Here is a 13,580-nt window from a genome sequence, read left to right as displayed (position 1 = left end):
GCTCAGCACCCGTGGCCCTTGCACTTGTAGTCGCCGCCGATCCTGCCGTCGATGTGCCAGCCCCCCGGGTCTCCGGCCGCCCAGATGTGGTACTCCTGGAAGTCCGAACTCCGTCTCCGCAGGTAGTCGTCCAGGCTTGCCATGGCCGTCTTGGCGGAGTAGTCGTCCGGCATCTTGATGTAGGTGCGTACGGCGCCCTTCCCGTTGGACTTCCTCATGTTGTCGTGGACCGCGGTCGGTCCGGGCTTGGTCTCCTTGAACTCGGACGGCACCCCGTCGACCCAGGCGTCGAAGCCCTTGCCGGACTTTCCGCCGTCGTCCAGCGTCGCCTTGACATGGGAGCCGCCTCGGGCCAGTTCGAAGGCTATCGCGTACTCGCTGTTGCTGAGCGACCAGGTGGTGAGGTTGCTCCCCTTCTTGGTCAGCGTCTTGAACCGCTGTTCGTCGAAGGGGGTTTCGGACTCGTCGATCCGGTCGGCGATGTCCTCGACGTAGTTCTTGTCGACGATGTCCTGGGCCAGGTTGGCCCACTGGCAGCCGTCCCGGGCCGAGCGGTGGCAGTACTTCTTGTTGATCTCCCGGATCTTCTCCAGGTACTCGCCGATGATCGGGTTGTCCGGCTGCATCAGCCAGGCCACCCGGGCCTCGTGCCACTTCTTGCGGTTCTCCGGGCTGCCCGAAGTGGTCTTGCTCGGGGACGTCGATCCGCCGCCGCCACCGCCGCCACCGCCGCCACGGGTACTGGGGGCCTCGTCGTCGTCACCGCCGTCGGTGCAGTTGGTGACGCACTGGTCGCCCATGGTCGGCTCGTGGAACGTGCCGTTCATGCCGACCCAGCCGTGCAGCGCCATGTCGTTGCCGGAGCAGTCGTCGGCGCACATCTTGCGGCCGTCGGGGTCGCTGGTGCTGGTCGGGTTGCCGCCCGAGTAGGCGTACCCGTTCAGCTCCTTGGGGCTGGCCGGGTCGAACACCGGGTCGATGCTGAGGAACCGGCCCAGGGACGGGTCGTAGTCACGCGCTCCGAGGTGGACCAGCCCGGTGGGCTCGGTGACACCGCCCAGGAAGCCGTGGCTGCCCGACCAGGTGGCCGGTGCCGCGCCGCGCTGTTCGCCGTACGGCGTGGTCCGCTTCTGGGCGACCGCGCCGGTGGAGGCGTCGACGTTCAGCTCGGCGGTGGAGTGATGGTCGGCGACCTGGAAGGCGACCTTGTTGTCGTCGGTCCGGACGGCCGAGGCCTGCCCCAGCGAGTAGTACCTGGTGGCGACGGGCTTGGCCGCGCCCTTGGTCAGGGTCAGCTCGGTGGTGCCGAGGTAGAGCGTCCAGTTCTCGGCGCCCGGGTTGGCGCTGTCCAGGACGTGCGAGGTCAGCCGGCTGCCGCTGGGGTCGTAGAGGTACTCCGTCGTCTTCGTGCTGGTGACGGGCCCGTTCTTGACGGTGTCGACGACCTTGCCGAGCTTGCCCTCGGCGTCCCAGGTCAGCGCCTGGTCGCTGGTGGCTCCGGCGGCGAGGTCCCGGTGGCGGGCGATGGTGTTGCCCGCCGGGTCGTAGCCGGCGGTCTCGGCGAGGACGCCGGTGCCGCTGGTGCCCTTCAGGGTGTGCGGCTGGGCGGCCGTCGCGCCGGGGTAGTTGTACTTGGTGGTGACGTCCTTGGCGGGGTCTCCGGTGGTGTCGTGCCGGGTCTGGGTGTCCCGGGTGCTGTCGGGGTTGAACTGCCAGCTGGTCCAGTACGGGGCCGGGCCGCCGAGCGCCTTGGCGTCGGGTGTGGCCGGGCAGCCGGTGCCGCTCGGGGTGAACGCCTCGGTGAGCCGGGCCAGGTAGTCGTACTGGAAGCACTGCCGGTCGGTGCCGGCGCGCGAGGTGTCGGTGATCGACGTGACGTTGCCGACCTGGTCGTAGGTGTAGGCGGCCGCGCGCAGCGGGCTCGCCACGCCGTACTGGTCGGTGCGGCTGGACGCCAGCCGCTGGGTGCCCCACTCGTAGGCGTTGGTGAGGTAGAGCTGCTTGTTCGCCGTCCCGTCGGACAGCGTGCTCTGCAGCGGCTTGCTGGTCAGGCTGTAGGTCTGGCCGGTGAGGTAGCTGCTCAGACCCTGGGCCGTGGTCATCCGGGTGAGGGCGTCGTAGCCGTAGGCCACCGACTCGGCGGCGAGGTTGCCGGCCGCCGGGTAGCTGACGCTCTGCTGCTTGCCGTCGAGCCGGTAGATCGTGCCGCTGACGTAGCTCCCGGCGAGGGCCTCCTGGCCGGGGACGGACGGAACGCTGAGCGTGGTCCGGGTCGGGCGGCCCAGCGCGTCGTACAGCGACCAGGTGGTCGTGTACGGGTAGGTGGTGCCGCCGACGGTGGAGTACCGGGTCGCCGAGGAGATCAGGCCCTTGTTGCCGGATGGGTCCCAGGTCTGCGAGGTGAGCAGCGGACCCGACACGGAGCCGGAGTGCAGCTCGGTCTGCCGGTCGAGGTTGTCGTAGGCGTACGCCAGGGTCTGGTTGTTGCCGTCCCGGCTGGTGGCCAGCCGGCCGCGGTCGTCGTAGGTCTTGACCGAGGTGCCGGAGTCGGGGTCAACGGTCTTGACCTGACGGCCCTGCTGGTCGTACGTCCAGTTCCACTGCGTCCCGTACTGGTCCGTCAGCTGGGTGGTGTGTCCGGCCGGGTCGTAGCCGTACCGGATGGTGTCGTAGGCGCCGCTGGGGGAGCCCCCGCGGTACTGGCGGATCTCGCTGGTCCGGCCGCGGGCGTCGGTGACGGTCGTCGCCGGCGTGCCGCCGGTGGGCGGGGTGACGGTGACCCGGTCGCCGCCGTACTCGGTGAGCGTGGTGGCGATCGGGGTGCCGACGCCGTTGCCCGCCAGGGTGGTGGACTTGACGACGCGGCCGAGGCCGTCGAAGGCGACGGCGGTCTGGGTCTCGACGCCGGTGGCGTCCTCGACCTTGAACAGGGTGCCGGAGGCCGCGCCGGTCGCGTAGTAGCCGGCGTAGGCGAGCGCGGCCTGCCCCTGCTCGTCGTAGAAGGTGTCGGTCAGGACCCGGCCGCCGTTGTCCCCGGGGGACTGGGTCTGACGGGCCCGGCCGAGACCGTCGTACAGGGTGTACGCGGTGGCCTGGGAGCCGTCGGCGTTGAGAGCCTTGGTGGAGACGACGCGGATCTGGCCGTCGTTGTCGGTGTAGCCGAACTCGTGGTTCGGGGTCTGGCCGGTCGACTTGGAGCGGTTCGGCAGCCAGACCTTGAGGGTGCGGCCGAGCGCGTCGTACAGGCTGTCGGTGCGGCGGTTGTTGGCGTCGACGGTGTCGACGGCCTGGCCGCGCAGCAGGTCGAGGTCGGTGACGGAGACCATGGCGGTGGCGGGGTTGCCCGCGACCACCGGAGGCCCGGTCGTGGTGACCTTGGTCGGCCGGCCGTTCGCCGGGGCGAAGCCGGTGGTGGTGGTCTGCGCCAGCGGGCTGGCGGTGGTCACCGGTCCCGTGGCGCCCGTGGTGTCGAACACCGTGGTGGACGCCAGCTTGGTGGTGCTGTCGGCACGGCCGTAGGCGTCGTAGTGGGTCGTCCCGTCCAGGTAGGTGGCGCGGTTGCCGGAGCGGGACTTCAGGGTGTGCACGGTGGTGGCGTCGCCCTTGACGGGAGCCGCGCCGTAGGCCTGGCCGTCGTAGCGGGTGCGGATGTCCGACAGCACCGCGGAGGTGCCGTCCGCCTGGGTGTCGCGGTTCACGGCCGCCGAGCAGTTGGCGGCGACCATCTCGATCTGGATGCTGCCGGTGAGGATCCAGGCCGCGGTGTTGTCCGCGTACGTCGTGCGGGTGCAGGTGTCGTCGGTGCCGACCGCGACGTCGCCCAGGTCCTCGGTCTGCGTCGTACGGCCGTAGCCGTCGAACGAGGTCGCGGTGCGGGTCTCGCGCCAGGAGGCTCCGGCGCCCTTGTCGAGCGAGGTGAAGGACCGGGTCGCCTGGGTGCCGGTGAGGTTGGCGGTGGTGGTACCCCAGTCGTTGGAGCGCTTGGCGGTCTCCTTCTTCCACGGGGTGCTGACGGACTTGGAGAGGATCACGCCGCCGGGCTTGTCGTACTGCTCGCTGCGGTACTCGTAGCCGGCCCAGGCCTGGTCGTCGGTCAGGACGGTGCCCTGGCCGTCGTCCACGGTGACGCCGCGCTTGCTGTTCTTGTCACCGGGGTTGTCGCGGTCCTGGTCCATGCCGCGCAGGAAGTAGTGGTCGGCCTGGGTGGTCATGCCGGTGACGCCGCCGGTCTCGACCCGGGCGTGGGCGTAGCCGCGCCACTGGGACCAGGTCTTGAGCTTGGCCGGGGTCAGGCCGTCCTCGTCGTCGAAGTGCCAGGCGGCGTCGCCGAGGTAGCTGTAGTGGGTGACCATGTCGGGCGCGCCGCCGGTGCGGTCGGTGGCGATGACCGCTTCGACGACGTACTTGTTGAACCACTCCGTGGTCACCGGCACGTCGTTGGACGGCTGGTACATCTGCGGGAAGCAGCGGGTGGTGTTGGACTGCGGCGTGGGCAGGGCGTTCCAGTCACACGCGGCAGCGGAGTAGTTGACGTCGAGCTGGCCGCCCTGCTCGTCGGTGACGGTGCCCAGGCGCTGCTTGATGAACGGCATGCGGCCGTCACCGACCTTGTCGAGCCGGTTCGCCAACTGCTTGTAGGCGAAGCCGGTCTTCGGCAGGGTGATCGCCGGGGCGGCGGACGACCCGGTGTGCTGGATGGAGTCCAGCAGCAGCTGGTAGTCGAAGTCGGCGGTGCCCCACTTGTGGTTCAGGGTCCACGTGTCGACCGCGGCGTAGTTCCCGTCGGCCTGGAGCGTCCTGGCGGTGACGGAGGTCAGCCGGGTCCGGGTGAAGTAGGTCGGCGAGGACTGGCCGGTGCAGTCGGTGCCGTCCTTGCAGTTCTGGTCCCACGGGGTGTCGTACCAGTACTGCCGGTTGGCGTCGATCTTCGCCGGGTCGCAGAGCGCGGCGTTGGTCTCCAGGCAGCGTTCGGCGGTGCCGAAGTCGACCCGGCCCATCGGCTTGACGGTGGCCGAGTGGATGTCCTGCTGCTGCTGGCCGTACTCGATGTGGTCCAGACGGCCGCCCCGGATGTAGGGGGTGCGGTCGGAGGCCTTCAGGTTGCGGCCGTAGTTGTTGGTCTCGGGGGTGTACCAGTAGGTGATGTCGTTGCCGTGGGCGTCGACCACCAGGTCCAGGTTCCACCGCCAGCCCTGCTGGCACCAGGAGGACGCGAAGTCGGCGCCGTTGCACGGCTCGCCCGCGTTGTTGCCGTACACCGGCACGGTGTAGACGGACTTGGTCTCCGGCTTGCCCGCCGACCAGTTCGGCAGGCGGTTGTAGCCGAAGTAGTAGTTCGTGCCGTCGGCGGTGGTGGCGCGGAAGTACTCGCCGTCGTTGTCGCCGTTGCCCCGGCCGGTGTCGCGCAGGCGGGTGACCTTGGTGTTGTCGTCGCCCTTGATCCGCCACTCGTCGCCGGAGACCGGGATCAGCTCGCCGGAGTGGCCGCCGAAGCTGATGGTGCCGTTGTCGGTGCCCCAGCACAGGTCGCCCGGGCTGTTGGTGCCGGTCTTGGGCGCGCCGTCGTCCGCGCAGGCCTTGTAGCTGCGCTCGACGAAGCCGGGGGAGAGCTCGAAGCCGTCACCGGCCCAGGAGGCCTGGTTGTTGCTGTTGGCCGTCCGGCCGTCGATCGCGCCGGAGTTGTAGGACAGGCCGATCTTCGGGGTCAGCCCGCCGGGCATCGTGGTCAGCGGCATGTCGTACGACCAGCTGAACGACCCGCTGTTCAGCGAGGTCGACCAGGAGGACGCCGGGGTCAGCGGCGTGGCCTTGTAGTCGCCGCTCGGACCGGCGCTGCCGGCCGTGGCGGCCAGCACCATCGCGCCCGGCGCGGACGCCAGCCGCATTGACCCGGCCGGGGCCGTGGTCAGGGCGTCCGCGGCGACGGTCTGCTTCGCCACGTCGTTGCCGCCCGGCAGCGGGGTCTGCACCCGGCACTCGGGCAGGTCGGGCGTGGTCAGCGCGCACTCGGGCAGCCGGACCAGCTTCAGCCGGGAGCCGAAGCCGGCGCCGGCGGCCTGGGCGAAGGACGAGTAGTCGACGGCCAGGCCGCTGTTCTCGTCGGCGCCGGAGACGGTCAGCAGCAGGCCGTTGATCCCGGCCTTGGCGGCGGCGTCCTGGCCGAGCAGCTCGACCTTCGCCTTGCCCGCCGCGCCGGCGGAGGAGAGGGCGACGGGCAGCTTGCCGGCCTTGACGGCCTTGCCCTTCTCACCGGGGACATCGAGGGTGGCGCTGCCCGCGCCGGGCAGGGCGCCGTGCTTGCCGTCGACCGTGCTGACGGTGGTGTCGGCCTTGCGGCCCTTGGTCTTCGCGTCCGAGCCCTTGACGGGCTTCTCGGGCGAGACCGCCGAGGGCTTGGTGTACGGTTCCGCGGCCGCCGCGACGGCGGCCAGCGGCAGTGCCGGCAGCAGCGACCCGACCAGCGTGCCCGCGATGACCGCGGACACCCTGGTGCGGGTCGGCCTCGGCACCGACCTCTTCCTGCTCATGTGGGGAACAACTCCTCAGGGGAAAACGGGTGTGACGGACCGTGGGCCGGGCGGCAGGAAGCCGCCCGGCCCACGGAAGGTTGGGGAATCAGACGCCGGTGGAGGTGCCCAGCTCGACGTTGTAGTCGGCCAGTTTGGCGATCTGCGCGGGGCTCAGCACGCCCTGGTACAGCCAGACATCGTCCAGCTCACCGGAGAAGTACTCGCCCCAGGCGCCGGACGCCTTGGTACGGCCGAACTGCACGCCGCCGCCCGCCTCGTAGGGCTGCGGGGCGCCCGTCCAGGAGATGTGCGGGGTGCAGGACTTGTCGCCATCCGCGCAGCCCTGGTTCTCCACCTGGCCGTTGACGTACAGGGCGAGCCGGTCCGCGAAGGCGTCGTAGCTGACCGCCAGGTGCGTCCAGTTCTCCATGACGGAGGTGGCCGGAGTGTGGGTCGTCAGGGTGCGCGCCGCGCCGTTGGCGTCGGAGTCGCGGACCTCGGCCTGCCACTGACCGGTCGGCTGGCCGTTGGCGTCGTTGCCCAGGGGGTGCCAGCGCAGGGTGACCGCGCTGTTGTTGGCGCCGGCCACGGACAGCACCGTCATGTCCCGGGTCGGGACGCCCGCCGTGTTCGCCCAGCCGGCCAGGGTGAAGCTCTGGCCGGTGTGCAGCGGGACGGAGCCGGTGGCCGCGTAGCCGGTGGAGCCGTTCAGCAGCAGGGTGCCGGGGGTCTGGAACAGGCCGCCGTCGGCCTTGATCGAGGCGCCGCCGCCGAGCTGGGCGCCGGCCTTGGCCGGGCCCTCGTCGGGGGTGACGGCCGGGGCATCGGCCGGGGTGCTGGTGGCGGTGTTGAGCTTCCAGCGGCCGGCCAGCTGCGGGCGCTGCTGGACCATGGCGCCGGCCTCGGGGCCGGTGACGACGCGGTCGTAGATCCGCACGTCGTCGATCTCGCCGCCGAAGAACTCGCCGTTGACGCCCTCGCGGTTGACGGCGCCGATCTGGATCGGGCCGGGGTTGGCCCACGGCGCGTTCTGGGTGTAGTCGGACTGGCCGACGAGGAAGCCGTTGATGTAGAAGCGCAGCTTCTTCGCGGCGGTGTCGGAGACGCCCAGCAGGTGGGTCCACTCACCGGTGGTGCCGGTGAAGCACGGCACGCCGTTGATCTGGCTGCCCGCGGTGCAGGCGTCCTGCCAGGTGCGCACCAGGGTGTCGGCGGAGCTGTCCTCCTTGTAGCGCCCGAAGATCCAGCGGCCCCAGTAGGGCGAGTAGTACAGCGAGAACTCGTTGTTGTGCTGGCCGATCTGGGTGACCGCCATCTTCGGGGTGGTGTCGCCCGGCGTCGGTGCGGGCAGCTTCACCCACGCGGAGACCGAGAAGTCCCGGCTGCCGTCGACCTGCGGGCGGGTGCCGCGCAGGTAGTCGTCCGTGCCGTCCAGGTGGATCGCCTTGTCGGCGATGCCGGGGCGGCCGAGCGCGACGCCGTTGTAGGCGGTCAGGTTGTCGGTCTCGGTGGTGCCGACGGGCTTGGCGGAGCTGCCGTCCAGGTGCCAGACCGCCTTCGCGGGGCGGCCGGTGGCGAGCTGCTTGTCGGCGGCCACGTCGGCGGCCTCGGCCTTGCTCAGGGAGCGGTCCCAGAGCCGGACCTCGTCGACCGAGCCCGTCCACGGGTCGGTCCAGTTGCCGTGCCACTTGGAGCGGCCGAACTCCAGCGGGCCACGCGCGTCCCAGGCGGCGGTGACGGCCACCGGGGTGCCGGGCACGCCGTTGACGTACAGGGTGCTGGTCCTGGCGGTCGGGTCGTAGACGCCGACCAGATGGGTCCACTGGCCGAGCACGACCGGGGTGTCCGAGCTCGCGGGCTCCACGGTGTAGACGGCGTTGGTGTCCTGGGTGGAGGTCCACATCGTCCACTTGCCGTTCATCAGCCCGAGGGCGAAGCGGGCGGCCCAGTTGCCGTTCTCACTGACCGCGACCCGGTTGCGGGTGGTGTCGCCGGTGAGGTTGACCCAGGCGGAGACGGCGAAGCCGCGGGTGGTGTCCAGCACGTTGCCCTGGGTCTCGGCGTAGCCGTTGGCGGTGCCGTCGAGGGCGAGGCCCTCGGCGAGGTGGCCGGGGGCCCCCGCGGTGGCGCCGGAGCCGAGGGTCGCCTCGAAGCCGCCGCCGGTGCCGGTGACGCTGGTGCCGCTCGGGTCGTCCATCGACCAGCCGGTGCGCTGGGCCTGCCCGGTGAGCACGTTGAAGTAGTACGTCTCGGGCTGGGAGGCGTTGCCCGCGCCGTCGACAGCCCGGGCGGAGATGAAGTGGACGCCGGCGGTCTGCGGCTGGATGCGGACGGTCTGGCCGGCGCCGCCGCTGGTGGCGACCTCGTTCGCCGCGGACGGCGAGGTGTCCAGGCCCCACTGGTACTTGACCACGTCGGTGGCGGCGGACTTCAGGGTGAACTGGCCGCTCTTGCCGACGCCGTCGGTCCACGGGAGCGCCGCGGTGGCGTCCTTGGAACCCGGGTAGGCGTCCGAGGTGATCGCCGGGCCGTCCGGTGCGGAGGTGTCGACGATGAAGTAGCAGCCGGTCGGGTCACCGTCGGAGGACCACGGCCCCCACTGCGCGCCGTCCCAGGCGCGGGCCTCCCAGTCGAGCTGGAGGTTCTTCGGCAGGTCGGTCGGCAGCGGCCAGGAGAAGATCGAGCCGGAGGCCTTGAAGGTGTTGCCCCCCGGTGCGGCGTCCTCCGAGCCGGTGGACCACCAGCGCCGGCGCAGGCCGGTGCCGTCGTCCCAGCCGACCGCGAACTGCACGCCGATGGCCTCGCCGTCCGGGTCGGTGGCCCGGGTGGTGACCTGCGGCATCTTGTTGATCTTGATGCCCGGGTACTGGCAGACCGAGCCCGGCGACATCGTCATGTCGGACATCGGGATCTGGTTCGGCCGCAGGTTGTAGTACACCTGCAGGTAGGCGTCGTCGGTGAAGCGCTTCCAGGCGAGGGTGTCGCCCTCGTTCTGGGCCTTCAGACCGAAGGTGATGGTCGGCCAGCCCCAGTTGGCGGCGTCCTGGACGAGGTTCTTCACCGCGCCGGTCTCGCCGTACTCCAGCCAGCCGCCGGGGCAGTTGCCGCTCCAGCCCTTGGCGGTGTTGATGGTCTGCAGGTAGCGGCTCCAGAACCCGGAGGCGTTCTGGGCGTTCCAGTTCAGGCCGGGGGAGATGTAGCCGGTGCTCCACAGCTCGACGGGCCGGGCGTCGCAGGAGTACGACCAGCTCTCGTAGGTGCCGAAGGTGGCGCCGAGGATCTGCTTGCCGACGAACGGGTTGGACACCTGGAAGAAGGCGCGCTTCACGTCGGTCGGCGCGCAGCGGGAGGTGTCGCCGCAGTAGCCGACGCCCCAGTCGTGGACGTAGCTGCTGTTGTACGTGAAGTGCCAGTACGCCTGGTTCGGGTAGGTGCGCGAGACGCCCGCCCAGTCGCCGGCGTGCGGGGTGTTCCACGCCGGGTCGATCATCACCGGGTAGACCGTGTCCGGGGCGTCCAGCATCGCCTGGTCGGGCGAGAGCAGCAGGGCGTCCTTGGGCAGCTCGACCTTGAGGCGGGTCATCTTGGCGCCCTCGCCGGGCAGGTCGCCGTAGCCGGCGACGGCCGGGTCGGTCGGCGCGGGAGCAGCGGGAGCAGCGGGAGCGGCGGGAGCGGCGGGGGCGGCGGGGGCCGCGGCCTCGGCTTGCGGTGCCGCCTGCGGGGCGGCCTTGAACGCCTTCGGCGCGGCGGGTGCGGCGGGCGCGGCGGCCGGGGCACTCGGAGCGGGCGCGGCGCCGGCCGGCTTGGAGGAGTCCCACATCACCGGGACGGGCGCCTCGAAGACGGTGCCGCCGCCGGAGGGGTCCTTGGCCTTGAGGGTGCCGTCCGCCTCCTGGCCGACCGTCAGGCCGTTGCCCTGGAGGCCGAGCCGGAGCTGGTCCAGCTCGGGGTTCTTGGCGGCCTCGGCGGTGTGCACCACGATGACCTGGGTGAACCCGGTCTTGGTGGCGGACAGCTTCAGGTCGACGTCCGGCAGGATCGACGCGTACTCGGCGGTGGCGCCGTTGACGGTCGGCTTGGGCAGCGGCTTGGGCCAGCTGAGCTTCAGCTCCTTGCCGGCCCGGGCCATGGTGACCAGCGGTGCGGTGCCGCCGCCGGAGAACGTCAGGTCGGCGGTGGAGCCCTTGGGGGCGATCGCGCCGCCGGGCAGCGTCCGGAGGGTGGGGTCGAGGTCGACCCAGGCGCCGTTCTTGCGCACCCGCTTGGGCTGGACGTAGGTGGTGGTCTTCAGCTTGCCGTCGGGCTGGGCGACGGTGTCGCTGGTCTCGCCGCGCTTGGCGAGCACCTCGACCGGCTGGCCGGTGCGGGCGGCCTCCTGGACGGCCAGGGTCTCGGCGGTGTCCTGGGGCTCCGTCACGCCGGGGGGAGGTGTCCCTCCGGCGGCGGCGGCGGGCACCACCGCGGTCGCGGCGAGCGCGACCGCGGCGAGTGCCGCGGCGAGCATGCTGCCCGACCGTCTTGCTGCTGTTCTCACTGTGCGTAAGCTCCGACTTCCGGAATGTGGGCGAAGTTTGAGCGGATCTTTATGGACACCTAAAAGAGCTGTCAACGCTTCATCAGAAATGCATGAGAAAAGAGCCCTTGCTGCGGCCCTGTCAGACGGGGGGCAGCTCGGGTGAAAACGGATGAACCGACCACTAGGGTGTGAGGTAAATCACGCCCCGAAGGGCGGTCGCCAGCCTGCCTCCGAGGCACGTCCGGCGGTCGCGAACGGTGACGCACGGCACCGGGGCGCCGCTCCGGCCGCCGGATCGACGACGCTCCGCCGGGCAATCTCCGCTGGTCACCACGGGTATCGCGGCGGGATCCGGGCGGCGGGCGCGAGGCGGGACGCTCGGCGGGGCCGTACGGTTCCCGGGATCCGAAAGGTCGTTCTTGCGAGGTTCGGCGCGGGAAATCCGATTCCTGCTGGCTGGCCGTCAGGTCGGATAACCAGGCTTCACCGCAGTCGAGTTGTCGGAGAAATGGGCAGAAGAATTGCCAACTCCGGCTTTCCGAAAGCGCAGAGGTGCCCCCGGAGTCTCGAACACCCGGGGGCACCTGAGGAGTTGATCGCGGCAATTCGGCCGTCGCGGCGCTACACGGCTCTCACTCGTGCAGCGCCCGCGCGCTGCCGTCGACCCGGACGCTGCCCGGCAGGGCGATGAGTTCGGGCTTGAACAGCGGCTGGGTGTCCATCGCGGGCTCCCAGGTCGCCAGCTTCTCGTCCTGGGGCACCTCGATCCGCCGGTCGGCGGCGAGGTCGTCGACCACCTTCAGCAGCAGTCGCACGCCGAGCGGCGCCAGGTGGTCGCGCCACAGGCTCTGGGCGGTCGAGCCCGGGGGCACGAGCAGGTGCTCCTGGGCGGCGAGCGGGCCGCCGTCGGTGCGCTCGGTGAGGTGGTAGACGCTCCCGCCCGTCACCTTGTCGCCGTCGCGGATGGTCCATCGGATCGCGTCCCGGCCGCGGTGCAGCGGCAGCAGGCTGGGGTGGTAGCCGATGGTGGCGAGGCCGGCCCGGGCGCGGGTCCGCCGGCCGAGGAAGGCGTGCGAGTGCGCGGCGAGGATGACGTCCACCCCGTCCGGGATGTGCATCGCCCGCAGTTCGAGCGAGTCCGTCCAGGGGATGTCCCGGGGGAACGCCCAGGCGCGCAGGCGGTCCCAGGACATCGCGTCGCTCTCGTCGGTCCTGCCCTTGCGCAGCCGGGGCGCGGCCGCGCCGACGATCTTGTGCCCCTTGTCCAGGAGGGCTTCCGCGACCTGGACCGCGAACGCCCCCTGTCCTGACATGTAGATGTTCATCCGCACTCTCTCAGTCCGGAGTGGTCGGGCGTGAAGCGCACCGGCATGGTGGAGAACCCGGTCAGGAAGTTGGACCGGATCGGCAGCGCCTCCTCGGTCTGCTCGAACCCGAGGGTGAAGTCCCGCAGGGCCTTGAGCAGTTCGGCGATCTCCACCTTGGCCAGGTACGAGCCGACGCAGAAGTGCGGGCCGTAGCCGAAGGCCAGGTGCTTGTTGGGGGTGCGGCCGAGGTCGAACTCCCCGGGCCGGGCGAAGACCCGTTCGTCCCGGTTGCCGGAGGCGTGCCAGAGCGTGACGATGTCGCCCGGCCGCAGCCGTACGCCGTGCAGTTCGGTCTCCCGCTCGACGCTGCGCCCGAAGTGCATGGTGGGCGACGCCCAGCGCAGCACCTCGTCCACGGCCGTCTCGATCGCGACCTCGCCCCGCTTGAGCCGGCGCCACTGCTCGGGGTGGGCCGCGAGGGTGCGGACGCAGTCGATCATCGTCAGCCGGCTGGTCTCGTCGCCCCCGATGATCAGGCTGTAGCAGTTGAGCACGACGTCCTCGTCGGACAGCGGCACACCGTCGACGGCGCTGCCGATCAGCATGCTGATCACGTCGTCGCCGGGTGCCTCGCGCCGCTCCTCGACGATGTCCATGAAGTACATCAGGATCTCGTTGCGGGCCATCTCGGAGTCGACCTCGTCGACGTCCTCGTCGTCCGCGGACAGCGCGGTCTTGGTGAGGCTGAGCAGGTAGTCCCGGTCCCGTTCGGGGACGCCGAGCAGGTTGGAGATGGTGGTCATCGGGATCCGCGAGGCGATCTGCTCCGCGAAGTCGCAGCCGCCGGAGCCGACGGCCTCGCGGATCCACTGCCGGGTGTTGACCCGGACGGTCCGCGCGACCTCGTCGAGCACCCGCGGCGAGAGCACGCGCTGGAGGATCTTGCGCAGCTCCAGGTGCCGGGGCCCGTCGGTGACGGCCAGCATCCGGCCGGCCCCGGCGTCGCCGCCCTCCAGGAGGGTGACGAGCACGTTGCCGCGCTGGGACGTGAAGTTCACGTTGTCCCGGTAGGTGGCCATGATGTCGTCGTAGCGGGAGAGCACCCAGAACCCCCGGCGGCCGTCGACCGGCGGGTTCCAGTGCATCGGCGCGGTGTCCCGCAGGGTGCGCCAGAACCCGTCGAGGTCGTGGTCGGCGAAGGTGGCCGGGTCGCCCAGGTCCACGGTGTCCAGTGCCGGTGTGCTCATG

Annotated in this window: 4 protein-coding genes; all 4 read right to left on the bottom strand. The window is 70.9% G+C overall.

Going from position 1 to position 13,580, the window contains the following annotated elements:
• Positions 1–2: 2 nt before the first annotated feature.
• Entirely contained in the window at positions 3–6,527 is a 6,525-nt protein-coding gene (locus AMK13_RS46205) for an RHS repeat domain-containing protein (RefSeq protein ID WP_143204728.1), read from the bottom strand.
• A gap of 88 nt (positions 6,528–6,615) precedes the next feature.
• Positions 6,616–11,013: a LamG-like jellyroll fold domain-containing protein gene (locus AMK13_RS37560; RefSeq protein WP_074006043.1), complete on the bottom strand. Its 4,398-nt coding sequence runs from the start codon at positions 11,011–11,013 to the stop codon at positions 6,616–6,618.
• Between the two features lie 644 nt (positions 11,014–11,657).
• Complete coding sequence (locus AMK13_RS37555; protein ID WP_049651695.1) at positions 11,658–12,350, bottom strand: formyltransferase family protein; 693 nt, start codon at positions 12,348–12,350, stop codon at positions 11,658–11,660.
• A complete protein-coding gene (locus AMK13_RS37550) occupies positions 12,347–13,579 on the bottom strand; it encodes a cytochrome P450 (RefSeq protein WP_074006042.1) in 1,233 nt (410 codons plus the stop codon). The genes AMK13_RS37555 and AMK13_RS37550 overlap by 4 nt, the downstream gene beginning before the upstream one ends.
• Position 13,580 lies beyond the last annotated feature (1 nt).

Source organism: Streptomyces sp. CB02056 (assembly GCF_001905545.1).
Taxonomy (GTDB): Bacteria; Actinomycetota; Actinomycetes; order Streptomycetales; family Streptomycetaceae; genus Kitasatospora.
Note: the sequence above shows the minus strand (reverse complement) of the source record. Positions and strands in the feature narration are given on the sequence as shown.